Here is a 26,872-nt window from a genome sequence, read left to right on the forward strand (position 1 = left end):
CGGTTTTTTGTGGATGATGACGGCGTAGCTTATATGTATTTTGGCGGCTTGTGGGGGGGACAGTTACAGTCGTATCGGGCGAATACGTACGATGAAAAGCCATACCGAGCCCACGGGTAATGAACCAGCTCTGGGGCCGCGTGTAGCCCGGTTAACGGACGATATGCTGGAATTTGCGGAAGAAGTCAGGGAAATAAGTATCGTGGATGAAAAAGGAGAGGTACTGGTAGCCAGTGATAACGAAAGACGGTTTTTTGAAGCAAGCTGGGTACACAAGTATCAGGGGAAATACTATTTTTCTTACTCCACCGGAGATACCCATTTAATCTGCTATGCCATTGGCGATAACCCGTATGGCCCTTTTACCTACGCTGGAAAAATTCTGGAACCAGTGGTGGGATGGACCTCTCATCACTCCATCTGTGCGTTTGAAAACAAGTGGTACCTGTTTTATCACGATTCCAGTTTATCCAATGGGGTTACTCATTTGCGAAGTATTAAGGTAACGGAGCTTAGGCATGATGAACAGGGATTGATTCAAACCATTATTCCTTACGTAACCGAACGTAGCTAAGTAAAAAGTAGTCTATTTTTTGAAGAAAGGCGGAAGCCAACCGGGTTTGCGTCTTTCTTTAACCCAATAATCGTTCTACCTTTCGCCTCACATTCATCCGATTCTGTGCCTCTGCTTATGCTGCGACGATACCTCTGCCTGCTCTTATTAATAATTTCTGTCACTGGTTTTTCACAGCATAAGCCGACCTTAAAACTTTGGTATACAGAACCCTCTGGAAAAGTTTGGGAAAATGCCTTACCCCTCGGGAACGGCAGACTGGGGGCGATGGTGTATGGAAACGTGGGTACGGAAACGATTCAGCTTAATGAACATACCGTCTGGAGCGGTAGCCCCAATCGGAATGATAATCCTAACGCCCTCTCGGCCCTACCAGAAATTCGGCGGTTGATTTTGACCGGAAAACAAAAGGAAGCCGAGCAACTGGCGAACCAGTCGGTTTAACCAAAAATCGCATGGTCAGATGTTTCAGCCCGTAGGTAATCTAAACCTTAACTTCGACGGCCACGATTCCTTTACGGATTATTCCCGGGAACTGGATATCGAACAGGCGGTTGCCCGAACGTCTTACCGGGTTGGAGAGGTGACCTACACGAGAGAAATGCTGGCTTCATTTCCCGATCAGGTGATTGTGATGCAGCTAAGGGCCAGCAAGCCAGGAAAACTATCCTTCACCGCTTCTTTTTCTTCTCCGCACCCAAAAGCCGAACGTCACACCACTCCTGCCCGGGAACTAACCCTTTCCGGGATTACCTCCGATCATGAAGGCGTGAAAGGGCTGGTGAACTTTCAAGGCATGGCCCGGCTTAAAACCGTAGGCGGAACCCTTGCTCGAACGGATACTTCGCTTACGGTAACGGGAGCGAATGAAGCAACGCTTTATCTTTCTATTGCTACCAATTTCAACACGTACAAAGACCTCAGCGGCCAGGCAGACGCCCGGGCTGCTGCGTATCTGAATAAGGCTTTCACCCAATCGTATGCGGCCCTGCGTAAAGCACACGTTGCGACTTATCAAAAGTTTTTTAATCGGGTAACGTTTGATCTCGGAACGAGTGATGCCGCCAGCCAGCCTACAAACGAACGGCTCAAGAACTTTCGCTTTACGAATGATCCTCAACTGGTTACGCTGTATTACCAGTATGGACGTTACTTGCTGATTTCGTCTTCGCAACCCGGCGGACAACCCGCCAACTTGCAGGGTGTCTGGAATCATCGGATGAGGCCGCCCTGGGACAGTAAGTACACCATCAACATCAATACGCAGATGAATTACTGGCCCGCCGAAAAAACGAATCTGTCCGAAATGCACGAACCCTTGTTTCGGATGATTCGGGAACTGGCAGAAACGGGGCAGGAAACGGCTAAGGTGATGTATGGGGCGGGTGGCTGGATGGCTCATCATAATACCGACCTCTGGCGGATTAACGGGCCTGTAGACGGGGCCTTCTGGGGCATGTGGACGGCAGGCGGAGCCTGGCTGAGTCAGCACCTCTGGGAGCATTACCTCTATAGTGGCGACCAGAAATTTCTGGCTTCTGCGTATCCCATTCTGAAAGGGGCGGCCCAGTTTTACGCGGATTTTCTGGTAGAACATCCCAAGTATCACTGGCTGGTGGTGGCTCCGGGAACTTCGCCCGAAAATGCTCCCCAGGCTCACGGTGGGTCGTCGATTGACGCGGGCACTACCATGGATAACCAGATTGTTTTTGACGTATTCAGCACCGCGATACGAGCCGCTGAACTCCTGAAAAAAGATGCGGATTTTGTGGGAATGTTAAAACAGAAACGCAGCCAACTGCCTCCCATGCACGTGGGTCAATACGGTCAGTTACAGGAATGGCTCGACGATGTAGACGATCCCGAAGATAAGCACCGCCACGTTTCGCACTTGTACGGGTTGTTTCCTTCAAGCCAAATCTCAGCGTATCGTACCCCTGATCTGTTTAGGGCTGCCCGCACTTCTTTAGTGCACCGGGGCGATGTATCTACGGGCTGGAGCATGGGCTGGAAAGTAAACTGGTGGGCCAAACTACAGGACGGTAATCATGCCTATGCATTGATTCAGAATCAGTTAACGCCGCTTGGCGTTAACAAAGAAGGAGGAGGTACCTATACCAATTTATTTGACGCCCATCCCCCTTTTCAGATTGACGGAAATTTTGGCTGTACCTCCGGTATTACTGAGATGTTGCTGCAAAGTGCCGACGGGTCGGTTCATTTGTTACCTGCCTTACCCGATGCCTGGCCTCAAGGCAGCATTGGAGGACTGCGAGCCAGAGGTGGGTTTGAAATTCTTGCTCTGGAATGGGAACAGGGTCAACTAAAGAAAGTGGTTATTCGGTCTACACTAGGCGGAAATCTTCGAATTCGAACGCCCCAGGCATTGAAAGGGGCTGGTGGATTAAGCCTAACACAGGCGACGGGCTCTAACACCAATCCCTATTACTACACCGAGGAAATTCCAGCGGCAATAGTTTCGTCCCAGGCCCCACGTAATAGCCTTACCCTCAAACCAACATTCCTGTACGACATACCCACCCGAAAAGGTGAAGAGATTACGCTAGTTAGCCAGTAAGGTAGCGTATGATTGTAAACGCGGGTATCAGGTAGAGCAAAGCGAAAGTTTCTGGACAGGCAAACCTGACTTCACCAGAAACTTTCGCTTTGCTAATGAATCACTTTTTGTTTTCCTGCTTAAAAGATCAATCGTGCCTCGAATGAATGCCGGGTTGAAAGTTTAGATCATGGATTTATTTGACTAACTTTTGGACTTATTTGAGAATACTTGGCTCCTGTGCCTCTGATGATCGGGTATTGCCCAGAAGCAGGAGTCTATTCTTGAAAAACTGCTATTCCATTCCATAGATAAGCTCAACACCTGTGTTTATCTAGCAGCAAGTAGGCATGAAAATCTTGATACGTTTTTTCCTTCTAGTTACACTAGCTATCCTGAATAATGCTGGGGTGTTAGCCCAGAAATTACCCTTGGAATTCAAGAGTTATTCGAACAAAGATGGCTTATCCTCCAGTACAATCTACGGCTTGTGCAAGGATCATTTCGGTTTCCTCTGGTTGGCTACCGAAGATGGACTCAATCGTTTTGATGGAACGAATTTCAAAGTATACCGGCATGATGCTGAAAAATACAAGGGTTTAAAGGTCAATCACATTACGGTTCTTTTTGAAAGCAATAACGGCGATTTATGGATTGGGACCAACGGAGGTTCGCTTAGTTATTATGACCGTCTTTCCGACTCTATTATTCCGTTTGAAGAAGTAGGGGACAAAAAGAAAATACAGCCCGCTATTACCCACATCACGGCTGATGATAAAGGGAATATCTGGATTACCAGCTACGGAGCCTTGTATATCATCGATCCGATTACGAAAAAACTTCTGGTGCAAAAGCCCTATCAGGCAATCATGAAGCATTTTGAAGGGCAGACGTCACTCTACACCTTTCAGGATCGGAAGCATCAAATGTGGATAGGAACGGATCAGGGTTTGTGGTTGTATGACAAAAACTATACCCTCATCAGACACTACACGCATGAGGACGATAATCCCAACAGTTTAACGCATAACTACATTTCTGCGATTGTTCAGGATAGCCGTAATCAGATTTGGGTAAGCACCATTGGCGGCTTGAGTAAGCTGGAAGCAGAGGGGAGTGGGTTTAAGAATTTTAATGATTCCCCCGGTAAAAATTCGATCAGCAGTAACACCATTTACGCCCTGGCCGCCGATGACAATGGCAAACTCTGGTTGGGAACGGACGAAGGCCTGGACGTGCTGGATTTGGCTACGGAGAACATCGTCAGTTATGGCCCTGACAGCCGCGATCCCCATAGTTTGAGTAGTCGATCCATCCGGTCCATTCTGGTGGATGAGAAGGGAATTTACTGGATTGGTACGTATCAGGGCGGGCTTAACCAATATGACAAGAGTCAGAGCCATTTTAAATTAAAACAAAGCAATGCTTTTGATCCTTTCGGCTTAAAATCGTCCACCGTTACTTCCTTTGCGGAGTACCGAAACCGTGTTTTTGTGGGAACTGATGGGGGCGGACTGCATGAATATATACCGCAGAAGGACCTATTCAGACAAATTCAGTTACCCGATGACAGCAAAAACATAAGTCATGACTTAAGCGTGCTGGCTTTGGCAATGGATCGTAACCAGCAATTGTGGGTAGGTACTTATTTGAACGGACTATTTTGCTACCAGCCAGACACACAACACTATACTCAATTCAAAAAGGGAAACGGACCAAAAGATCTGAATAGTAATGCCATTTTCTGTCTGAAAGAAGATCGACAGGGCAACCTCTGGATTGGGACGAACGGTGGGGGAATTAACATCCTCAACGTCAAAACAAATACCATAGAAAAACTGGTTAGTCAGAGTGACAATACCGATGACATAACCAAACCTTCCAATAACTACATCCGGGCGTTTGAAGAAGATAAATCCGGACGAATCTGGGCAGGTACCTTTGGCGGCGGTATTTCGTTGTATAATCCCAAAACCAAAACCTTTTCCTTTTACAAAAAAAAGAACAGCGGTTTACCCAGTAACTATATTCTATCCATCAAAGAAGATTCTAAAGGTACCATCTGGGTTGGAACCAATGGAAATGGGTTAGCCTATCTTACCCCGCAAAGCAAGAAGTTTAAGGTATTATCAGAAAGCGACGGCCTGATTAATGGGGTAGTGCTGAAAATCATCGAAACCCCAACCGGCGAACTTTGGCTCAGTACGAATAAAGGTCTGAGCTGTTTCAATCCCCTGAACAAACGATTTAAAAATTATACGCACCACCATGGTTTACAGGGCGGAGCTTTTGTCCTGGGCTCTGGGTTACAGCTTTCTACCGGAGAGCTTTATTTCGGTGGACAGAGTGGCTTTAATCACTTTAAACGGTCGGATATTAAGATTAATAATCAAATACCGGAAGTGGTCCTGACGGAGCTGAAAATTGATAATCAGGCCGTTGTCCCTTCTCCTAAAGGACCTATCGATCAGTCTTTACTGACGGCCAGCGAAATCCGACTGGCCTACAAACAAAATTTCTCCATTCATTTCGAAGCCCTCAATTTCACCGTTCCCGAACACAATCATTACCGATACAAGCTGGAAGGAGTGGATAACCAATGGGTTGATGCAGGAAAAGAACACAGTGCCTATTACACAAACCTGAGCCCTGGTGAGTACACCTTTCAGGTCATTGCGTCGAATAATGATGGGCTTTGGAATACCGAAGGGAGATCCATTCGGATCAACGTAGCCCCTCCCTTCTGGCAATCCATTTACGCTTATGTATTTTACGTGCTGGTAGGCTTCGGTATTCTGTTTTTAATACGTCGCCGCAGCATTAATCAGTTAAAGCAGAAATTTGCCATTCAGCAGGAAAGACTTCAGGCCAGCCAGCGTCTGGAACAACAACGCAAAGAAGCCGAATACCTGCGGGAGTTCGATCGTATGAAAATTAAGTTCCTGACAAATCTTAGTCACGAATTCCGAACACCCATTTCGCTGATTGCGGGCCCTGCCGAAAAACTGTTAAAACTGAATATGGACGAAAGTGCCAGCAATCAGCTTAACCTGATTAATCGGAATGCTCGCAGGCTGAGTAATTTAGTAAATCAACTCCTGGATTTCAGGAAACTGGAAGAGCAGGAACTGAAACTTCACCTGAAGCCGGGCCAGATGGTGGCTTTTCTGAAAGACGTGGTAAACTCTTTCAACGACCTGGCCATCCGAAAGAATATCATTTTGTCTTTTTCCAGTGAAATGGAGGAAGCAACGCTCTATTTCGATGAAAATAAAGTCGAGCGAATCCTGTTCAATTTGTTATCCAATGCGTTTAAGTTCACCCCGGAGAAAGGGTCTATTCGTGTAAGCCTTGAAGAGTGTCTGGAAGAATCTACCGCTGAAGTGGCGTGTATAGCTGTGTCCGTCAAAGATTCAGGCATTGGCATTCCTGCCGAAGCTCAGAGCCGGATTTTTGAAAGCTTTTTCCAGCACGATACTGGTCCGGCTATCCTTAATCAGGGAACGGGCATTGGCCTTTCTATTGTCAAGGAATTTGTCAAAATGCATGATGGACACATCACTGTAGAAAGTGCCGTAGGACTGGGCAGTAAATTTACCTTTCGGCTACGGCTGAAACGCGAAGTAAGTCAGGAGCTTGCCGTGGTCAACGAGACCCTGGTTCCTGTCAATCAGGACTTAGTGCCTTTCCCTGTCGTGGAGAGTTCTGGTAAAAATTCGGATCAACCTTTGGTGTTGATTGTGGAAGACGATGAAGATTTCCGTTTTTACATCAAAGAAAACCTAAGAACGTTTTATCGGCTTTTTGAAGCAACCAATGGGAAGGAGGCTTGGCAACGAATTCTGTTTCATCACCCTGATATCATCGTCTGTGACATAAATATGCCCGAGATGAATGGTCTGGAGTTAACCCGAAAACTGAAAGCCGACAAGCGAACCAAGCATATCCCCATCATATTACTGACCGCTGCCATTGAAGAAAATGGGCCTTTGTCTGGTCTGGAGTCGGGAGCAACGGATTACATCACCAAGCCCTTTGATTTTGCCGTATTACAGGCAAAAATGAATAGCCTGATTGCCCTCAACCGGGTGTTTAAAGATACGTACACCAAGCAGGTCGTGATGACTTCACCCAATCCGGAAATTGTTCCAGAACGGGAACGTTTTCTGGAGAAAGTGCTGGCGTATATTCATGATAATCTGTCTAATCCTCAGTTATCGGTGGAAACCCTGAGCAGTCATTTATCCATGAGTCGAGCCTCTCTGTATAACCGATTACTTGAATTTACGGGTATGACTCCGGTTGAGTACATCCGATCCATTAAGCTTGAACGTGCCGCTTTGCTCTTAAACAAAAGCGACATGAACATTGCCGAGGTGGCTTATGAGATAGGTTTTGCTAACCCCAACTACTTTACCAAGGTATTCAAAGCTCACTTTAACATGACTCCGTCCGAGTACATCCAGAAAGAGCGGACGAGAGCGGAGGGTATTTATAAAATAACGAATGCTGCATGTTGCAAGTAATTATCGAACGCAGCCGCTGCCAGCGAAAAAGCTGGCAGCATTCTGTTACTTAGGCAAGTTACAATCTGCTGTTTTCCCTGGGAGTTAGTATTGCTGCCAGCGAAAAAGTTGGCCGGGCCACGCTGGCAGCATTGTGTTAAAGAGCAAACCAAAACGAACAATAGGCTATAAAAAAACAAGTGCTGAATGGATTTCCATTCAGCACTTGTTTTGATTAAGGAATAAACTCAAAGTAGAATTCTCTACAGGAAGCTTAGTGTTTCGGTGTGGGTTTTATAGGATTAATAACCAGGATTCTGTTTGCCGCTGACCAGTGGGTTATTATCTAACTCCGCAATCGGCAGGGGCAGTAATTCGTCTCTTTGCGACCGAAAATAAGCGAAGGGCTCCTGAGTGAAGTATCCTTTAGGACGCCAGCGGAGAATGTCAATACTCCGAATGCATTCAAAGGAGTGTTCAACCATTTTCTCGTGCATAACCGCCTTGATTACCTGGGCTTTCGTACTGGTTGGATACTGGCTTGTGGGGTACGCAGGCATCGCTACGCTTTTGCGAGCTCTGACCTGATTGAGGTAATTCACTGCCGCCGTCAGGTTTCCCAGTTCGGCTTCACATTCGGCCAGGTTAATCAGTACTTCCGCGTAACGGATAATCCGCTGATTATTACCACCGGGGTGGTAACTTGCCTTGGCTTTTCCCTCTTTGTAAAGGATCATGAATTTCCGAACGCTGACTTTTTTCCGAACGCCATTCACGGTGGATGAGTTACCATTTTGATCGGCATCCGTCAGCACATCCGCATCGTTGTTGTAACGGTCGCCAGTTTGGTAAAAACTGAAACTATACCGTGGATCGGTCTTGGCAGCTCCGGTCGCCGTGTTTTCAAACTCATTCAGCAGCTTGTCCGATGGAATCAGGTTTCGCCAGGCGACGGGGTTATACTCCTGATTCCGAATGGTTGACTGAGCGGAGTTCGGCGTATCATTACCGCCCCAGTTAAAGTCATTATCCCCTTTATCCACGTACACAACTTCAAATATGGACTCCGCGTTGAATTCAGTCTCTTCCTCGAAGTTATCCAGGTAACGATCCGTTAAGGTATACGCACCTGAGGTAGTGACCTTAAGCAGAGCTTCCTTGGCTCCGGCGTAATCATTGCGTTGCATCAGCACCCGACCCAGCAAGGCATTGGCAGCTCCGTTGGTGGCCCGTCCTTTATCCGTGGCAGATTTATTCGGTAACGTAGTGGCAGCCTGACGTAAATCTTCCACAATGAGGGTATACACGGCATTTACGTCTGCTCTGGCCTGGTAGTCTGCCGGCGTTTTCACGGGTGAGGTATACAAAGGTACGGCTCCCCAGAAGGTAACTAACTCAAAGTAAGCCCAGGCCCTTAGAAACTTGGCTTCTGCCACCACGCGGTCTCTTACGGCTGTATTATCCGTCACATTAGGCCCATTTTGAATCACGGTGTTTGCCCGGTGAATCACGGTATATAAACCATTCCACACCGAGTTCATCACGCTATTAGTAGGATCTGTATTTCCGCTCAGAATCTGAAAACGGGGCACCTCCAATTGACTACCTCCGGCGGCGGCGTCATCGCTGCGAAGGTCATGCAGGAAAAACCATTCCCGAGATACCAGTGAAATATTACGCACCGTCGCATAAATAGAGTTGGTACCCGCCAGAAGTTCGTCGCTGGTTTTAAAGTAATCGGTAGTTGACACCACGTTTTCGTTAATGGTATTCAACGCTTTATCATTACAGGAATAGAAGATGGGCAGAACAGCGATCACCCACATCGTCCGAATGGTTTGCTTGGATAATTTCATACGATTATGTATTAAAAAGTGGCCTGGATTCCTGCTTGAAATGATCGGGGAGTGGGGTATTGTCCGTAATCCACGCCATTCGTTAGCGTACCATTTTCGAACCAATCTCTGGGTCTAAACCAGAATACTTGGTAACGGTGAACAGGTTTTGGGCAGAAACATAGAGGCGTAATCTGCTGATGCCCAGTACACCCGTCTGCTTGGTCCAGGATTCGGGGGCGTTGTAGCCAATCATTACGTTTTTAAATCGTAAATAAGAGCCGTCTTCAATCCAGCGGGTGGAGGGCCGCACGTTCTGATTAGGGTCTCCGTTTACGGCTCTTGGCATGTCCGTGTTGGTGTTTGAAGGAGTCCAGGCATTCAACACGGCCACGTCGGCATTGAATAAGCGAGGCATCCCTTCCCGAATAATCCGGGCCGCATTAAAGATTTTATTTCCCTGTACACCCTGGAAGAACACGGTGAAATCAAAGTTTTTGTAGTTAGCTCCGTAATTGAGCGAGTAACTAAACTTCGGCAGGAAACTTCCAATGAAGGTGCGGTCATCGTCATTAATCACGCCATTGCCATCCAGGTCTTTAAATTTTAGATCTCCGGCAGCGGCTCCACTTTGCTTGGCGTGTGCCGTTACTTCGGCTTCACTCTGGAAAATACCTTCCACTACATATCCATAGAACGATTGCACGGGCTTACCCGCTACAGTATTCGTCAAAGGACCACCTCCGCCAAAATCAGCATCACCACCGGCAGTGATAGAGGCATTCTCATTATTTAAGCGTACGACCTGATTGCGAATCACGCTCAGTAAACCCGTTACATTCCAGGTGAAATCGCCCCGCGTTTTGCGATAGCTTGCCTGAAATTCAAAGCCCTTATTCTCCATTCCGGCTACGTTCGCCAGTGTACCTGCTCCACCAAACCCAAAGCTGGTTGGCGTAGGAACCGTCAGAATCAGGTTGTCCGTCTTACGCTGGAAGTATTCTGCTACGAAGGTTAAGCGGTTTTCCAGAAAGCCCATGTCCAAACCGATGTTTGCCTGTTTGGTTTTCTCCCAGGCCAGATTCGGATTGCTCAGCCCGTTATAAAAAGAGCCATTTCCATTGATAACGGTGCCGTTGAAGGGATAGGTAGACTGATTCCGCTGGATGGGCTGTAGGTAGGGGTAATTCCCCAGCAGCACCCCGTTAATACCCGTGATCCCATACCCTCCTCTGAGTTTCAGTTCAGAAATAGAGTTTACGTCTTTCATGAAGTTTTCCCGATCAATTCGCCAGCCTGCGGAAACGGCGGGAAAGTTCTCGAACTTATTACCGGGAGCAAAAACGGAGAGACCATCCCGGCGAAGCGAGGCGGCCAGCAGATAGCGTTCATTGAAATCATACGTGATCCGACCCACCATCGAGCGAATGAAGTTGGTTTCATAAATGCTGTTAGCCGTTACGTTGTTCGCTCCGTTCAGCGTTCTTACCACGTTCGTGCTCTGAGTACCGCTGGCCGTTTCATTCCGCACGTTCTGTCCCTGTGTTTCGTACACAAATGTGGCCCCCAGGTTATGGCCTTCGAATGATTTTTCGAAGGTTAACTGCTGGGTAAACAGTTGTGTATTGGTCAGCAGTCGCTGATTCTGAATGGAAGCCGTGGCGGCAATGGACGTTCCGCCGTCGTTGTGAATGGGCGTGTAGTTCTCGATGGCTACATTCGAATAATCCAGACCATAGGTGGAGGTGAATTTCAACCAGGGAGCTATCGTTACTTTCAAGTACGCGGTGCCCAAGATACGGGTTGTGTTATTGATGTTTTCTACGAGAAACGCCCGTTCAACCGGATTGACTGGATCGGAAGCATCAAAACTGTTTTGGGGACCCATAAAACCACCCAGATTGTTGGGATTATAGACAGGTAAGTAAGGCTGCATGCGAATGACGTTCACAATGGGCGTACGGTTGCCCTGAGAAACGTCGAATCGTTGTTTGGATTGGCTGATGTAGAGGTTTTCACCGAAGGTAAAGACCTTACTTAAGGTATGTTCCGAGTTCAGGCGATAGTTCAGACGCTTGAAATTAAGACCCTGGGCAATGCCTTGCTGATCGAAATAGCCCGCTCCGGTATAAAAACGCGAAACGCCATTACCGCCACTTAAAGAGACATTGTACTGCTGAAGGGGTTGATTTCTTCTGAAATATTCCCGTTGCCAGTTGGTGTTGGTCTGGGCAAACGTCTGGGAAGTGCCTTCGTAAACCGGTAGATTGAAGTTAGCCGATTCCAGCCGGGGGGTAGTGAACTGTTGGCTCCGTTCAGAGCTCTTTCGTACTGTAAATATTGCTGCGTATTCAGAAGATTAAACTCACGAGTTGGACTTTGAACCCCGAAATAAGCATCAAATGAAACCCTCGGACGATCTTGCAGTGCACCTTTTTTGGTAGTAATGATAATCACACCATTGGTAGCTCGGGAACCGTAAATTGCGGCGGAGCTGGCGTCTTTCAGTACTTCAGCTGATTGAATGTCGCGGGGATCGATGTTTGAAATAGCAGTGGGGAATCCATCGACTACGTACAGCGGATCAGAGGCAAAGCTGATGGAGCTAATACCGCGAATGGTCACAATGGGAGCACTGCCCGGCGATCCGTTATTGGTGACGTTTAAACCCGCTACCCGTCCCTGCATGGCCTGATCAATTCCTGCCACGGGTAATTCATTAAGGGCTTTGGAGGTAACAGAAGATACTGCTCCGGTAATGGCTCCCCGACGTTGAGTACCGTAACCTACTACGACTACTTCACTCAGCACTCGCTGATCATTTTTAAGAACTACGTCAACGGAAGACCGGGTACCTACCACGATTTCCTGACTGGCATAACCCACGTGCGTGATGACCAGCGTTGTATTATCATCAGGAATGGTTAATCGGAATTGTCCCTGTTCGTTACTAACCGTTCCCAGGGTAGAGCCTTTGATGGCTAGACTTACGCCCGGAATCACTTGTCCCTGCTCGTCTTTAACCGTTCCGGTAATCACCCGATCCATCCAGACTCTAGGCCCGGCTATCGCTTTATCAGGTATCGAAGCATGACGTAAATAGTCGGTTGCTGCACGGGACGGATGCATTTGTAACAGCAAACAAACCATTGGCGGAAACATCATCCATCGGACTGGATGTTCTCTAAATGTTACAGATTTACCCATAGCATTGGTTGAAATTTTGTGAAGTAATTGATTAGGAATAGAAGTCAGGTAGGGATCGCTAAGCGGTAGGTTGAGGTCCGCAAAGGCTCTCCCTTTCTGAACAATACACTGGAAGTTATGTGGGTGTTGGGCTGATAAAATGGTTGAACAAAACTAGAGGGAGAGAATAACCGGACGGTAGTAGAAATGTAAAAAAATATAGAAATAATGTAAATAATATGACTTAACGAGGGCTTATGTTTAACTAATTAAACATTTTTTCTGATTTTTTAAAGATTTCTATCCTAGCCTTTCTTGGGTTACTTCTACATTTGAGTCCGCTGACTTCTACGTTAAAACGAAGAAAAGACCAGTACCAAGCTTGACGGAAAAGTTACCCCGACGAGCAACCTCTATCACATCATCGTAGCGATTTTACAGAAACATGAGACAACCTATTTTGTCAGTTCTTTTTCTCTGCCTTTGGGGCCTGAATGTGGGAATAGCACAGAAGACAACTTTAGTAAATCCGATTTTGTCGGGCTTCTATCCCGATCCGAGTATTGTTCAGGTAGACAAAGATTATTACCTCATTAATTCTACGTTTTCCTACTTTCCTGGCATTCCGGTTTTTCACAGCAAGGATTTGAAAAACTGGAAGCAGATCGGCAATGTCATTGACCGCCCCTCGCAAATGGATTTCATGGGGGAACGGTTAACGCGTGGCCTGTTTGCCCCGGCGATCAGCTATCACAAAGGCACGTATTATGTAACCTGTACGGACATTGACCACGATGGTAACTTTGTGGTAACGGCGAAAAATCCGGCAGGCCCCTGGAGTAATCCGGTTCGTATTCCTCAGGTTCGGGGAATTGACCCTTCGCTGTATTTCGATGACAACGACAAAGCTTATATTCTCTATAACAGCGATGCTCCCGATAACAAACCTCAGTACTCCGGTCACCGAACCATTCGGATGTATGAGTTTGATTATCAGAATCTGAAAGTAGTAGGTGAAGAAAAGCAACTGGTAAACGGCGGGGTGGATATCAGTAAAAAGCCCGTGTGGATCGAAGGACCGCATATCCTGAAGCGAAACAACTGGTATTACCTCTACGCAGCCGAAGGGGGCACTTCGGTGAATCACTCCGAAGTAGTTTTCCGAAGTAAATCGGTTTGGGGCCCTTACGTACCTTACGAACACAACCCCATTCTGACGCAGAAAGGCTTACCCGAAGACCGGAAAGACCCCGTTACCTCGGCGGGTCACGCTCAGTTTGTGGAAGGCCCCGATGGAAAAACGTATTCGATCTTTCTGGCTGTTCGGCCCTACGAAGGCGATTTCTACAACACGGGTCGTGAAACCTTCATGCTCCGGTAGAATGGAAGGAAGACTGGCCGATCATCAACCCTAACCATAAGGAAATTCAGTATTCCTATCCGGTGAACTACGCAGAAAACAAGCCGAAAGATATGTTACCCCAGTCGGGTAACTTCGGCTATACGATGACCTTCGAAAAACAACTGGACCCTTCCCTGCTGTTCATGCGGACGGTAGATCCCAGCTCGTATACGCTTTCCAAAAAGCAGGGATTAACCCTGAAACTAAAGCCAGAAACCTGTATGGAAATGGGGAATCCTTCTTTTGTGGGTAAACGTCAGCAACACCTATATAGTACGGCAGAAACCGAACTGAGCTTTAGTCCGAAAGCGGAACATGAAAAAGCGGGGCTGGTGATTCTTCAGGATGAACATCATTTTTATTTCCTGAGTAAAGGCCAGAAAGATGGGAAACCAGTCATCCAGCTTTTCAAGAGTGTACCCCGTGAAAAATCGATGGAATTAGTAACGGAAGCACCCCTGAACACCACGGCTGACAAGGTAACCCTTCGCATTTCTTCGCAGGGCGATTCGTATAGCTTCTCGTATACAACGGATGGCAAAAACTGGCAAATGCTGAAAGATAAAGTGGATGGTAAGTTTCTGAGTACCAAAGTAGCGGGTGGATTCATCGGTTGTGTGTATGGCATGTACGCCACTTCTTCGGGCGAAAGTAGTACTAATACCGCTTCTTTCCGTTATTTGAAGTACGAAGGCAAGGACCCGATGTATAAGTAAGGGTAACTAAACTGCTTTGGGAATAGGTTACCTCACCCAAGCGATCCTCTATTCCCAAAGCAGTTTAGATGCGTTCTTTCAACATTTAATCTTTATCAGATAAACATGCGAAGAAGCTTTATTTTGCTGTGTTTGCTTTGTTCAGGTAGGCTTTTGTTCGCCCAGGCCCAGAATCCGGTCATCTTCGCTGATGTGCCGGATCTTTCCATGATTCGGGTAGGGGATACGTATTACATGAGTAGCACCACCATGCACATGAGTCCGGGTTTGCCCTTGATGAAATCCAAGGATTTAATTAACTGGCATTTGGTAGGTTATGCGTATGACCGATTGGGTGAAGTGGATGAACTGAATTTGAACAATGGTAAGAGCACTTACGGACGAGGTTCCTGGGCTAGTAGCCTACGATATCACAAGGGTACTTATTACGTTACCACATTTGCTCAGACAACGGGTAAAACCTATATCTATTCCACCCAAAACATTGAAAAAGGCCCCTGGAAAGAGGTTTCGTTCAAACCAGCGTATCACGATCATAGCCTGTTTTTCGACGATGACGGTCGGGTCTACATGATTTACGGTGGGGGTAAACTCAAGCTGATCGAACTCTCTTCCGATTTGTCGGGGGTAAAGCCGGGTACTACCGAACAGGTTATCATCGAAAATGCCAGCACGCCTTCGGGTACCGAAGGTGGATTACCCGCCGAAGGGTCCCAGTTATTTAAGGTGAATGGAAAATATTACCTGTTTAACATCACCTGGCCTAAGGGGAGCATGCGTACGGTTGTGATTCACCGGGCGGATAAAATTACGGGTCCGTGGGAAGGAAAAGTCTGCCTGCATGATTTAGGCGTAGCTCAGGGTGGCCTGATCGATACGCCCGATGGAACTGGTATGCCTATCTGTTCCGGGATTTTGGTGGCGTAGGCCGGATTCCGTATTTAGTTCCGGTTACCTGGGAAAACGGCTGGCCTGTATTGGGAGAAAATGGTAAAGTGCCCGAAAAGCTGGCCTTGCCCGCGAGCAAAGGACTGATTCCGGGTATTGTCGCCTCCGATGAATTCAGCCGCAAAAAAGGAGAACCGACCTTGCCGCTGGTTTGGCAGTGGAATCATAACCCCGAACCGAAGCTCTGGTCGTTCAGCGAACGCAAAGGGTTTTTACGACTGAAAACCGGAAGAATCGATACTTCCTTTACTCAGGCACGTAATACCCTCACCCAACGGACCATCGGGCCGGAATCGTCGGGAAGCACTGCTCTGGATGTATCACAGATGAAAGATGGTGATTTTGCGGGTTTAGGATTGTTACAAAAGGATTATGGGCTGGTCGGTGTGAAAGTTACGCAGGGGAAGCCTTCCGTAGTAATGGTTAAAATGAAAGATGGAAAACCCGTAGAGCTGCAAGCTATTCCCCTGAATCAGAAGGTAGTGTATCTGAAAGCCGAATGCAATTTCCGGGATCGGAAGGATACGGCTCACTTCTTCTACAGCCTTGACAACAAAAGCTGGACACGTATCGGGGAATCGCTAAAAATGCCCTATACCATTCCGCATTTTATGGGGTATCGGTTTGGCCTGTTCAATTACGCGACGCAACAAACGGGTGGCTACGCTGATTTCGATTATTTCCATATTAGCGATACCATTACTCAGCCCTAAATTCAGATTAGGTGGATCAAAGAACAGGAATTGGTTTAATCAGACAGAGAGCAAGCAAGTGCATTGCTCTGGATGACCACCGGGGTTTCAACGAATGAAGCTGTTTGTCATCTCGAACGTAGTGATAGAACTTGCATAGAACTGGGATAAGTTACTAATCCAGAGCAATCCGCAGGCTTAGGAAGAGCCTTCACTTCGCTCTGGATGACAGAAAGAGTAGGGCGGTGAAATGAAAATAACCCGTCTGTTCCTGCAAACGGAGGGAAAGCCAACGCAAGGCCGCCCTATTGGATTTAAACGGTCAGTCTCTATAACCATGCTTTGGATGGAGCTCTAAGCCTTTACTACTTGCTATGAAAAAGATCGGTATCATTTGGGCCGTAATGTTAGTACTGTTCTGCCGTGAGCATACGGTTGCTCAGGACCCTAACTTTCACATTTACCTCTGTCTGGGGCAGTCAAATATGGAAGGTCCTGCTGCCATTGAAGCTCGGGATACGACCGTAAATGCCCGGTTTCAGGTATTGGCAGCATTGGATTGTCCTCAGCTAGGACGGAGTCAGGGCCAATGGTATCCGGCTAAACCGCCTTTGTTTCGGTGTAATACCCGACTTTCCCCTGCCGATTATTTTGGTCGCACGATGGTTGCTCATTTGCCCGAAACCATCCGAGTAGGCGTAGTACCCGTGGCGGTAGCAGGAAGCAAGATTGAAATTTTTGATAAAGCTGAGTATCAGGCTTATCTGGACTCTTCAGCCGCGGAAAGACCGTGGATGATCAACATGGCGAAGGCTTATGGAGGGAACCCCTACGAACGTTTGGTGGAACTGGCCCGGCAGGCTCAAAAAGTCGGCGTAATTAAAGGCATTCTGATTCATCAGGGGGAATCCAACACAGGCGATAAAGCCTGGCCAGCGAAGATTCAGAAACTTTATGATAATCTGCTGGTGGATTTGGGATTGGCCCCGAATTCCATCCCCTTACTGGCGGGTGAAGTGGTCAATCAAGATCAGGGTGGAAAATGTGCCAGCATGAACGCGATCATCGCGACGCTGCCCCAAACGATTCCGAATGCCTACGTAATCTCATCGGCGGGCCTTCCGGCGGTTCCGGATAAACTTCACTTTACCTCCGAAAGCATCCGACAATTAGGCAAGCGGTACGCCGTGCAGATGCTGTCGTTGCAGGGGTATGGGGTGAGGGAATAATGACGTTGTTGTTTTGTATAAATATTTGGCAGTAAGGAGTTTATGGAGAATAGGTATGGCGTCCCTCATGCTTGACTGGTTATTCAGTCCGTATGTATTCCATGCCGGGCATCGCATGCCGGCCGCCCATCGTTGACTTCATACTGCTCCAGCCACCGCATTGCGGAGAGAGCTGCCATGGAAGGGTAGGCGGCTTGAGCACGGCATTCGGGTTTATGCCGTCGACAATGCCAAATGGCTAATAACCAATAGCTATTTAGTCGTGGAGAGGTCCAGCCTGCAAGGCTCACGGGCTATACTAGTCGGCCGTGTCTGCGGTACCAACCGTCTAGGTGAATGACGAGGTTTCAACCCATCAAATGAAACAGGCTTTTTGTAATAAAGGCTCTCTTTACTCTAAACCCCTTTAATCTATGAAAAACAATTACCTGAAGCCCCGGCTAATCCGATGGTTGTTCAGCGGATTATTAGCTGGCCTGATAGGGGCTTCCCCGGCCCAGCCACCGAGGGGACCGCTGGTGGTATCGCCCGAGGTTCATGCGGATCACACGGTTACGTTTCGCTATCTGGCCCCAACGGCCCGGGAGGTAAAGCTGAGTGGGCAGTTTGAAAAGACGGCTGTTCCGCTGACGAAAAATGACCAGGGCATCTGGAGCGTAACGGTAGGCCCGGTAAAGCCTGATATCTATCCCTACAGTTTTCAGGTCGATGGCGTGACCGTTATGGACCCGGCAAACGGGGCGTTTTTCCCGAATGAGCGATTCAAGGCCAGTCTGGTCGATGTACCGGGCGATACGCCGCTGATGCATGCCTTGAAAAACGTACCGCACGGCACGGTATCATACGAGTATTACCCCTCGGCCGAAGGCACGACGGGTTCGCTGGTGGTGTATACGCCACCGGGATATGATCAGAATCCCACGAAAAAATACCCGGTATACTACCTCATCAGCGGCACCACGGATACGGAGGAAACCTTCTACAAAGTGGGTCGAACAAATCTGATTCTGGACAACTTGCTGGCCGAGGGGAAAACCAAACCGATGATCATCGTGATGCCCTACGGCAACATTGCCGCTCGGGTAGCGGAACAAAAGGGTGGAGCCAAACCTGCGGATCCCATCGTACGCGACGATGCCGACGCCGTCAATCGGGCGAATGCTTTCGGCGACGATCTGATCCAGAACATCATTCCCTACATCGAGAAAACTTACCGAACCCTGGCGAATCGGGAAAACCGGGCCATCGGCGGATTCTCACGGGGTGGAGGACAAACCCTCCGGGCCGCCTTTGGTCACATGGATACTTTTGCCTGGGTGTGTGCCTACAGTTCGTACCTCTCACCCGCCGAAATGGAAAAGAGCTACCAGACCATTGCCAGTAATCCGGCCCAAACCAATCGGCAACTGAAATTACTGTGGGTAAGCGTCGGAAGTGACGATTTTCTCTACAAAGGCACCCTCGAATTCATGGATTATCTGAAGTCGAAGAACGTCAACTTCAAAAGCCGGATTACGGACGGAGGACACACCTGGATGAATGTCAAAGCTTACCTGGCAGAAACCGCTCCCTTACTCTTTCAATAGACGCAGCTTACCGCTATGAAAAAAGTCATCTATCTTCTGTCCCTACTGCTGGGATCGAGTTTTGCGGGAATGGCTCAGCGTCCGCCCTCCATCAGTTCTCCCGAAGTACATCCCGATCATCGCGTCACATTTCGCTATTTCTCCCGGAATGCCAAAAAAGTGACATTAAATGGGGAATTTCTGTCGGCTCCCGTAGCTATGACCAAGGATACGTCCGGCCTCTGGAGCGTAACCGTACCGCCAGTGAAGCCTGACGTGTATCCGTATAGTTTCTCGGTAGACAGCGTTCAGATCGCTGATCCCAACAATACTTACATTTTTGCCAACGAACGATTTAAACGAAGTATCGTCGATATTCCGGGGGATCAGCCGCTGGTGCATTCCTTGCAAAACGTACCTCACGGTAAAGTCAGCTATCGATACTATTCATCAGCAACGCTCGGGCGAACGCGGAACGTGCTGATTTATACGCCACCCGGTTTTGACCCTAACGGTAAAACAAAATACCCGGTGCTTTACCTGATTCACGGCGGTTCTGACACCGAAGAAACCTGGACGAAAGTCGGACGGGCTCACTGGATTGCCGATAATCTGATCGCTCAGGGAAAAGCAAAACCCATGCTGATTGTCATGCCGTACGGAAATGTTCGCCCCAGTCCCATGGCTGACTTCACAAAGGACCTGGTCAACGACATTATTCCGTTCGTGGAAGCCAATTACCCCGTTTACAAAGACAGTAAAAACCGGGCGGTAGCGGGCTTTTCGGTGGGCGGTGGTCAAACGCTCAACATTGGTCTGACGAATCCCGACAAGTTCGCCTACATCTGCTCCTACGCTCCGTATACCGCCACGGAAGAGTTTGCCAAAAACTTTACCAACTGGTCACCCAATGCGGAGCAACTGAATAAACAACTCAAATTATTTACCATCAGTGTAGGAACGGATGACTTTCTCTACGAACCAGTAAAACAGAACATTGCGATGTTTCAGGGGAAGAAACTAAAGGTTACGCCCCTTATCGTATCGGGCGGCCATACCTGGATGAATTGTAAATTATACCTCGCTCAAACTTTACCTCAGCTTTTTCAATAAACCCTCAGTTAGTTCTGGCAATGAACGGGTTAACCGAGGAAAGTTTTCTAGTAAACGATGTAACCTCTAAGAAACAAATCTATGATTCGGAACACAATCGCGGTCGTGCTGGCCTATGCGTTGGCTCAGACCGCCTGCTTTTCACAAACAACCGTAACGGAGGATTTTAAACCCTCCACTTTGAATCAACCCGGTCAGGAATACCCGCAGGTCAACTCGCAGGGGTATGCCCGGTTTCGCATCAAGGCCCCTCAAGCGGATAGTGTGCGAGTGAGTCTAGGCCTGGGCGGGAAAGGCGGAACGCTGCTTACCAAAAGCGACGACGGCTTTTGGGTAGGCACGACGGCCGGACCCATGGATGAGGGTTTCCATTATTACAACGTAACCATTGACGGTGGGAAATTCAATGACCCCGGGGCTAAGAACTATTACGGCTCGGTACGCTGGGAGAGCGGCATCGAGATTCCCGCCCATGATCAGGATTTTTACGCCCTGAAAGATGTTCCGCATGGCCACGTACAGCAGGTGCTTTTCCCGTCTAAAAGTACAAATACCTCCCGCCGGGCTTTTGTGTATACGCCACCGGGATACGAAAAGGAATCCTCAAAAAAATATCCGGTATTATATCTCCAGCACGGCTGGGGCGAAGATGAAACCGCTTGGAGTAATCAGGGACATGCCAATCTGATCATGGACAATCTGATTGCCGAGGGAAAAATCAAACCCTTTATCATTGTGATGACTTACGGCATGACGAATGAAGTGAAAATGGGCGGCATCCGTAATTTCAAGATTGAACCCTTTCAAACGGTGTTGGTCGATGAGCTAATTCCGTACGTAGATACGCACTTCCGAACCCTGGCTAACCGCTCCAATCGGGCGATGGCCGGACTGTCGATGGGGGGCATGGAAACGCATACCATCACCCTCAACAAACCCGAAGTGTTCGGCTATTACGGCCTCCTCAGCGGTGGATTGTATACGCCGGAAGAGTTAAAAGATCAACCCAAAGCCCATTTGCTTTTCATCAGTTGCGGCAGTAAGGAGCGACCCGAAGCCGTGAAAAAGGCTGCTGAGACTTGAAAAAGGCGGGGTACAACGCCGTTTCCTACGTCTCCGCCAATACCGGCCACGAATTCCAGACCTGGCGACGGAGCCTCCACGAACTGGCTCCACTGCTGTTCAAGAACTAACCTAATCCACTGACTACTTCCGGATCATTATCCTTCCGAAGGATCGGTTTATCTATCCATTCCTTATGAACCTTAAATTCCTATTCCTCAGTACCTTTTGGGTCGTAACCTGGGGTGCTGCCTTGGCTCAGCCTACGGTCAAAGAAGCCCCCAAAGGTTTTGATGTGGCCCGATCTGATATCGCTCACGGCAAACTGGATACCGTAAGCTATGATTCAAAAACGGTGGGCGTCAAGCGGAAAGCTTTGATCTATACGCCGCCCGGATACGCCAAAAACAAAAAATATCCCGTCCTGTATCTGTTGCATGGGATTGGCGGCGACGAGAAAGAGTGGCTAAACGGCGGCAAACCTCAGGTCATTCTGGATAACCTGTACGCCGAAAACAAACTCGAACCGATGATCGTCGTTATGCCTAATGGGCGGGCCATGAAAAATGACCGTCCGATTGGTAATATTTTCGATAAGGAAAAAGTAGAAGCGTTCAGTACCTTTGAGAAAGATCTACTGAACGATCTGATTCCCTTTGTCGAGAAAAAATACCCCGCTTTGAAGGACCGCGAACATCGGGCCATTGCGGGACTCTCGATGGGGGGCGGGCAATCGCTCAATTTCGGCTTGGGCAATCTGGACAAATTCGCCTGGGTCGGCGGCTTCTCTTCGGCCCCCAACACTAGAAAACCGGAAGAGCTGGTACCCAATCCGGAAGAAGCAAAAAAGAAACTAAAGCTGCTCTGGATTTCCTGCGGCGATAAAGACAACCTGATTACCTTCAGCAAACGCACGCACGACTATCTATTTGAGAAGCGGGTGCCGCACGTATACTATGTCGAACCGGGCGTACATGATTTCAAAGTCTGGAAAAACGGGCTGTACATGTTTTCCCAGTTTCTCTTCAAGCCCGTTGATGTAGCGTCCCTTTCCAAATACACGGTGCTGGGCACGTCGGCGACTACCAATATTCGTAACGCCTCGTATCCGCAGATTTTACCGGATAATCGGGTGGTGTTTCGGGTAAAAGCTCCCGAGGCTCAGAAAGTACAGGTAGACCTGGGCAAGAAGTATGATATGGTGAAAGATACCAGCGGATTCTGGACGGTGACGACGGATTCCGTAAGCCGGGGATTTCACTATTATTCCCTGCTGATTGATGGAGTGGCCGTAGCTGATCCGGCCAGCGAATCTTTTTACGGCATGAGCCGGATGGCAAGTGGTATCGAAATTCCGGACCCGGACGGCAGTTACTTCGCCCTGAAAGAAGTGCCGCACGGCGACATTCGGATGAAGCGGTATTTTTCACCCGTGACGAATAGCTGGCGGCGGGTTTACGTGTATGCTCCTCCGGGCTACGATAAGAATGCCGGCGAAACCTACCCGGTTCTGTACCTCTTGCACGGCGGTGGGGAAGATGAACGCGGCTGGGCGACCCAGGGTAAAACGGATCTGATTCTGGACAATCTGATTGCCGACCAACAGGCAAAACCCATGCTGGTTGTTATGCTGGACGGAAACGTGAGTATGGGCGGCGGACTGGCGGGCTTCAACGAAAATGTACTGAAAGCCTTCGAAAGTGAATTGAAGCAAGCGGTGATCCCCCTGATTGAAAGTAACTACCGCGTCAAAAGGAGCCGGGTAACCGAGCCTTGGCGGGTTTGTCGATGGGCGGTCTTCAAACGCTGTACGCGGGCGTGAAAAATACCGATCTCTTTTCGTATCTGGGCGTATTCAGCTCGGGCTGGTTTGCCAACAATCCAACGCTCTCCGACCCGCAATATGCCTTCATGAAAACCAATGCTTCAACCATCAATACCAACCTGAAACAGCTCTGGATTTCGATGGGGGGCCCCGAAGACATTGCGTTCCAGAATTGTAAAATCATGCGACAAAAGTTCGATGAGCTAGGAATCAAGTATCAGTACAGCGAATACCCCGGCGGGCATACCTGGCCCGTCTGGCGGCACGATCTGTACTCGTTTGTTCCTTTGTTATTTAAGTAAAGTGCTGCCCCTCCAACCCCGAAAATTCGCTGCTTTTGACTTTTTATAAGGGTACTGGCAGTGAAAAGAAAAATCCACCTCACCGGGTGGATTTTTCTTTTTGTTAAAAAGCTGTCTAGGATATAGAATCGAAGATCAGGGCTTTTGAAACTTTGAGGGATAAGGCACCCACCTGCCTTATCATAGGAACGAGACGGAATGGATTTAAACTAAACCCCTTATCTGTCATCTCGAACGAAGTGAGAGACCTTGGGTGGAATGGGGCGGGTTTAGTCAGTTAGCACCTGACCCAACAAGCTCGCAAAAGATCATAAGATTACTCGCTTTGCTCTGAATGACAGATGCTGATGATAATGTGATTATCATCAGCACTAAACTAGGCACCGCCTTGTCCCCGGATGAAATCCGGGGCTATTCATATTCAACCCCGCTGGGGTTGTTTTTATAATAGGTTTACAACCAATAACCCCGGAGGGTTCAACACGGATAGCCCCGGATGAAATCCGGGGAAGCAAGCAAGTAAGCTCCTCCGCTTCGCTCTCGCTGACAGATCGCTGCATAAACTTTTATTTTTAGACAGTCGCTAGGATTTGCAAACTACTGATCCGTTCGGAACGGAGAGGCGGGTAAGCCTTCTTTATTGTAAAGATTGGCGTGAACCGGGTTGTCGGCCCAGGCATAACGAACGTACTGTGGATTAAGCACTTCATCGCTCCAGACTACTACTTGATCCCCCTCAATCCGGGCTTGTGCCCAGACAAACTTCTTGTCACTACCCGCAATCGCGAAGTCACCCAGGGGTTCGCCGTCAATGGCCTGCAAGCCACTTCCGACGTTCGTGAAGCTGAGTTTTATTTTATTTCCCTGTATCGTGGCCGACTGAAACAGCGGTCCGGAAGCGACTATATTTTCGTGATAAACTGTTTTTAGGGCCGTTCGGGCCAGGCGTTCGCCCACGTCTTTTTTGTTATCGGGGTGAATATCATTCCATTCCCCCAAGTCAATCGCCACGGCCATCGCCGTATTCGGCACCGAAAGAGCTTTCAGTTGAGCTTCCCGCATCAGGGCCCAGTTACTCTCGCCGGGCAGGTATTGGTAATCCATGTAGCCGGGCAGTTGTACGTACAAAAAGGGTAGCGATTCCTGTTGCCACAGCCGCCGCCAGTTTTGAATCAGGGCGGGTAACAGTTGAGCATACGCCTGTGGTTGTCCGGCATTACTTTCGCCCTGATACCAGCAAAACCCTTTGATTGCGTAGGGAAGTAAAGGGAGCAACCATGGCATTAAACAAAGCCGTCGGCTGATTCTGAGCATTCAGGCCTCCCTGGAACTCCGCCCCGAGGGCTGGGGCTTGAACCACAGAGGCCAACTTTATACTGCCACGTTCCTTTCAGTTCTACGGTATCGGTTCCGGCGAAAAGGCAGTAGGGTTTATCCGGTACGAAACCACCTTTGCCTCCGGTATTCGTTACCCGAACCACGATGGTGTTTTTCCCTGCCTTTAGTATGTTTGCGGGGACAGGATAACGTCGCTGGGGGTATTGATAAGCCGTTTTTGCAATCAGAATACCATTGATGTACAGCTCATCCGCATCGACAATCCGACCCAGAAAAACCTTGGCGGCTTTCCCCACCATCGTCGCCGGAAGTTCCAGCTCCCGCCGATACCAGACGATACCGTTCAGGTCTTTCACTCCCTGATCTTCCCAATAGCCGGGAACGTTGATGGGCCGCCAGCCTTTGGAGGAGTCATTGACCTCGTACACTTCGGGGAGCTTCCAGACCCGCATCGGTCGGGGCTGCGGGGTCGTGACTCGCCGCATCAGGCTTTGAACGTAGGCTGTGTCTTTATTTTTTTGCAAAGTGGCGACTGCGTCGGGAAAGTTTCGCAACCCCTCTTCACTCATCCAGGCTTCAATGGGCGTGCCTCCCACGCTGGCATTGATGATACCAATCGGGACTTTATACTTTTCATGGAGTGTTTTCGCGAAAAAATAGGCAACTGCCGAAAAGGGCCGAACCTCCTCACCCACAGCGGCTTTCCATTGTCCCTGCGGCAACTCGGCCTGCGGGCTTTGAAGGTTGGTCAGCGTTGGTACCCAGAATTGCCGGATTTGGGGGTAATTAGCTGTTTTAATTTCCTGAGCGTAGGTAACATCATGAATATTTAATTGATGCACCATGTTACTCTGACCACTGCAAAACCAGACATCTCCCAGTAAAATATCCTGAATGGTAATCCGATTACTCCCGGCAATTTCCATCTGAAAAGGCCCACCAGCGGGTAGGGCGGGTAGGCCTATCTGCCATTTACGGTTCGATGATGTAGTGGTCTTATACGTTTTGTTTTGGAAACGTACGGTTACTTTTTCGCCGGGTTTGGCCCAGCCCCAAATCGTTAATGGAGTGTCCCGCTGGAGGATCATGCCGTCACTAATGAATTTCGGCAAACGAACCTGAGCGGAAAGCGAAAAGCCAATGAGAACAAGAAAATAAAAAAGGAAAGCTGATTTTTTCATGAAGGTATCGATGAACGAGAATGCTGGCGAGAGCAGCCAGATCACGGAAAGAGTATGGCTACTAAAATACAAGGTAGGCCCTGAGAATGCTAGAACTTTTCAGCTAAACTTTTGCTCAAAGTGTATAGGACTGTCTAAAATGTATAATTGTATAATCCTCATGCGAAGCATAGCTTCTGAAACCCTCTTCGACTGAAAACAGGAAAGCAAGATCAGTAGGTTTATTCGCTTTGGATGACAGGTTTGTAGGGGGAACGGCAGGTGAGAACCTGCCTCATTGAAGGAACGAGATGGAACCTCGCACCAGTGGGCCATGTCAGTCTCTATGGTTTAAACCCAAAATCCCTAATAAAGCCGCCTACCTCACAGGTTCCCCAGTAGCGACGCGACTGTATCTGGGTAAGAGGCGGTTTTTGGGTACCTCTGTATTCCTTACCTACGCCGTGGTTGGTGCCTTACCAAACAATGTTTGCGTACAAACGACTGGGGACTGGTGAGACACCAGCCATGGCGGAGAGAGTCAAAGGCGATACAGTCGCGTCTCCACTCTTTAAAAACCAAAAAGGCTTTTACTAGATTACAGAGTCTCCCACAGTCGCCGGCTCTAGCGGAGCGACTGCGAGAAAATGAAAGGGACAAATCCATAGACTTCAGTCCCACCGATGCCAGCTTTTTCGCTGGCATCATTCGTCTAACATCCAATTGTTGATATCCATTCCGCAGTCACTCGGCTAGAGCCGAGCGACTGCGGGAGCGACTCGGAGGCATCAGTAAGGTCCTCCGCTCTGCTTGACAGATTAAAATAGAAAATTTTTTAACGAATAGGATATGATGATGAAAAG

7 protein-coding genes and 7 pseudogenes are annotated in these 26,872 nt (G+C 48.5%); 10 read left to right on the forward strand and 4 right to left on the reverse strand.

From position 1 onward, the window contains the following. Positions 1 to 91 precede the first annotated feature (91 nt). The 3 genes and pseudogenes from BWI96_RS20105 (at position 92) to BWI96_RS20115 (ending at position 7,657) form a co-directional block, all read left to right on the forward strand. Complete coding sequence (locus tag BWI96_RS20105) at positions 92 to 574, forward strand: hypothetical protein (protein ID WP_198555325.1); 483 nt, start codon at positions 92 to 94, stop codon at positions 572 to 574. A gap of 117 nt (positions 575 to 691) precedes the next feature. Beyond that, a pseudogene (locus BWI96_RS20110) lies at positions 692 to 3,152 on the forward strand (glycoside hydrolase N-terminal domain-containing protein). A 338-nt stretch (positions 3,153 to 3,490) separates the two neighbouring features. After that, positions 3,491 to 7,657, forward strand: coding sequence for a hybrid sensor histidine kinase/response regulator transcription factor (locus tag BWI96_RS20115; protein ID WP_232793833.1), 4,167 nt, complete (start codon positions 3,491 to 3,493; stop codon positions 7,655 to 7,657). Between the two features lie 281 nt (positions 7,658 to 7,938). Here BWI96_RS20115 and BWI96_RS20120 read toward each other — a convergent pair whose 3' ends face one another. The 3 genes and pseudogenes from BWI96_RS20120 to BWI96_RS22650 form a co-directional block, all read right to left on the reverse strand. Further along, on the reverse strand, positions 7,939 to 9,492 hold the full coding sequence (locus BWI96_RS20120) for a RagB/SusD family nutrient uptake outer membrane protein (RefSeq protein WP_106638308.1): 1,554 nt from the start codon (positions 9,490 to 9,492) through the stop codon (positions 7,939 to 7,941). Positions 9,493 to 9,574: 82 nt separating this feature from the next. Next, positions 9,575 to 11,812 (reverse strand): SusC/RagA family TonB-linked outer membrane protein, encoded by a 2,238-nt coding sequence (locus BWI96_RS22045; RefSeq protein ID WP_369804239.1) that lies wholly within the window; start codon positions 11,810 to 11,812, stop codon positions 9,575 to 9,577. A gap of 107 nt (positions 11,813 to 11,919) precedes the next feature. Beyond that, positions 11,920 to 12,678 (reverse strand): annotated as a pseudogene (locus tag BWI96_RS22650) (TonB-dependent receptor plug domain-containing protein); the annotation flags it as partial. A gap of 424 nt (positions 12,679 to 13,102) precedes the next feature. Here BWI96_RS22650 and BWI96_RS20130 point away from each other — a divergent pair. The 7 genes and pseudogenes from BWI96_RS20130 (at position 13,103) to BWI96_RS20160 (ending at position 23,511) form a co-directional block, all read left to right on the forward strand. Further along, a pseudogene (locus tag BWI96_RS20130) lies at positions 13,103 to 14,775 on the forward strand (glycoside hydrolase family 43 protein). A 105-nt stretch (positions 14,776 to 14,880) separates the two neighbouring features. Further along, positions 14,881 to 16,436 (forward strand): annotated as a pseudogene (locus BWI96_RS20135) (glycoside hydrolase 43 family protein). Positions 16,437 to 16,789: 353 nt separating this feature from the next. Next, a complete protein-coding gene (locus tag BWI96_RS20140; RefSeq protein ID WP_106638309.1) occupies positions 16,790 to 17,644 on the forward strand; it encodes a sialate O-acetylesterase in 855 nt (284 codons plus the stop codon). Between the two features lie 413 nt (positions 17,645 to 18,057). Further along, positions 18,058 to 19,230, forward strand: coding sequence for an esterase (locus BWI96_RS20145; RefSeq protein WP_106638310.1), 1,173 nt, complete (start codon positions 18,058 to 18,060; stop codon positions 19,228 to 19,230). A gap of 15 nt (positions 19,231 to 19,245) precedes the next feature. After that, entirely contained in the window at positions 19,246 to 20,322 is a 1,077-nt protein-coding gene (locus BWI96_RS20150) for an esterase family protein (RefSeq protein ID WP_106638311.1), read from the forward strand. Between the two features lie 81 nt (positions 20,323 to 20,403). Continuing rightward, positions 20,404 to 21,515, forward strand: a pseudogene (locus BWI96_RS20155) (alpha/beta hydrolase). 65 nt (positions 21,516 to 21,580) lie between these two features. Beyond that, positions 21,581 to 23,511, forward strand: a pseudogene (locus BWI96_RS20160) (alpha/beta hydrolase-fold protein). A 597-nt stretch (positions 23,512 to 24,108) separates the two neighbouring features. Here the strand turns inward: BWI96_RS20160 and BWI96_RS23500 are convergent. Continuing rightward, positions 24,109 to 26,030, reverse strand: a pseudogene (locus BWI96_RS23500) (sialate O-acetylesterase). Positions 26,031 to 26,872: the final 842 nt, after the last annotated feature.

Origin of the sequence: Siphonobacter sp. SORGH_AS_0500 (assembly GCF_002838835.1) — a bacterium.
Classification (GTDB): domain Bacteria; phylum Bacteroidota; class Bacteroidia; order Cytophagales; family Spirosomataceae; genus Siphonobacter.

Bases quoted from the DNA above. Each gene is read 5' to 3' on its own strand.
- BWI96_RS20140 (WP_106638309.1), top strand. From the start codon at position 16,790: ATGAAAAAGATCGGTATCATTTGGGCCGTAATGTTAGTACTGTTCTGC.
- BWI96_RS20145 (WP_106638310.1), top strand. From the start codon at position 18,058: ATGAAAAACAATTACCTGAAGCCCCGGCTAATCCGATGGTTGTTCAGC.
- BWI96_RS20105 (WP_198555325.1), top strand. From the start codon at position 92: ATGAAAAGCCATACCGAGCCCACGGGTAATGAACCAGCTCTGGGGCCG.
- BWI96_RS20120 (WP_106638308.1), bottom strand. From the start codon at position 9,492: ATGAAATTATCCAAGCAAACCATTCGGACGATGTGGGTGATCGCTGTT.
- BWI96_RS20150 (WP_106638311.1), top strand. From the start codon at position 19,246: ATGAAAAAAGTCATCTATCTTCTGTCCCTACTGCTGGGATCGAGTTTT.